The sequence below is a fragment of the Nonomuraea sp. NPDC005650 genome (genome assembly GCF_040605375.1).
Classification (GTDB): Bacteria; Actinomycetota; Actinomycetes; order Streptosporangiales; family Streptosporangiaceae; genus Nonomuraea.
Genome location: NZ_JBEXCR010000143.1, coordinates 1 through 1,175 on the forward strand (window position 1 = coordinate 1; position 1,175 = coordinate 1,175).

A 1,175-nucleotide genomic window follows, 5' to 3' on the forward strand; every position below is an offset into this window, starting at 1 on the left:
GCTCGGCGTCGGTGAGCAGGGGCAGCGCCGACAACGGCCGTCCGGGATCGGCCGCGACGCATTCGACCAGCGTCTGCAGGTGACCGACCAACCGCTCAACCGTCGAACGATCAAACAACGCAGTGCTGTACTGAATGGACCCCATCAGCTCGCCATCCGCCGTGGAGCTCATGGTCAACACAAGGTCGAACTTGATCGTCAGCGATTCCGCCTGTATGTCCAGCCCTTGCTCACCAAGAAGATCGTTGCTGGGTTCGGTGGTGAGGTAGTTGAACAGCGTCTGGAACAGCGGAGTCCGGGAGCGGTCGCGGTCGATGCCGAGCTCGTCAACGAGCTGCTCGAACGGCAGATCCTGATGACCGTAAGCATCTAGCGCCGTGGCCCGCACCTGCTGCAACAGATCGGTGAAGGCCGGATCGCCCGACAGATCAGCGCGCAGGACCAGCGTGTTGACGAAGAACCCGATCAAATCCTCGGTCTCGGCCTGATTCCGATTGGCCACCGGCGTACCGACCAGCACGTCATCCTGACGGCTATAGCGGCCGAGCAGCACGGTGTAAGCAGCCAGCAACGTCATGAACATCGTCGCGCCAGTGCGGCGTGACAATGCTCGAAGGCCCTCGGCCGCCTCCGGGCTGATGCGGAAGTCCAACGCGGCACCGGCGGTGTCGCGGACCGGAGGCCGGGCTCGATCGGTGGGCAAGTCCAGCACTGAGGGCTGGGCCAGCTGCCGCCGCCAGTAACCGAGCTGCTCCTCCAAGATCTCGCCGGTGAGCCAGGAACGCTGCCACTGCGCGAAGTCGGCGTATTGCACCGGCAACGGCGACAGCGGCGACGGCTTCCCTGCCCGGAAAGCCTCGTACAACGAGAGAAACTCCCCGTGGAAGATCTTGGCCGACCATTCGTCGGAGATGACGTGATGCATGCACAAGGCCAGGATGTGCAGGTCGTCGGCGAGACGGATCAACGTGCCGCGCAGCAGCGGCCCCATGGCCAGATCGAACGGAATTGCCGCGTCTGTAGCGATGAGGTCTTGCACAGCCCGGTGCGGGCTGGGCCGATCCGATAGATCCGCAAACTGCAGGTCGAAGCTCTTGGGAGGATCGATGATCTGGTACGGGATGCCGTCGGCGTCTGCGACCAGCCGGGTCCGTAAGACCTCATGCCGCTCCACC

At 63.8% G+C, this 1,175-nt stretch carries 1 protein-coding gene; it reads right to left on the reverse strand.

What is annotated here, in order from left to right:
* A partial coding sequence (locus ABZS69_RS67070) for a condensation domain-containing protein (RefSeq protein WP_355395685.1) occupies positions 1-1,175 on the reverse strand: 1,175 nt, incomplete at both ends.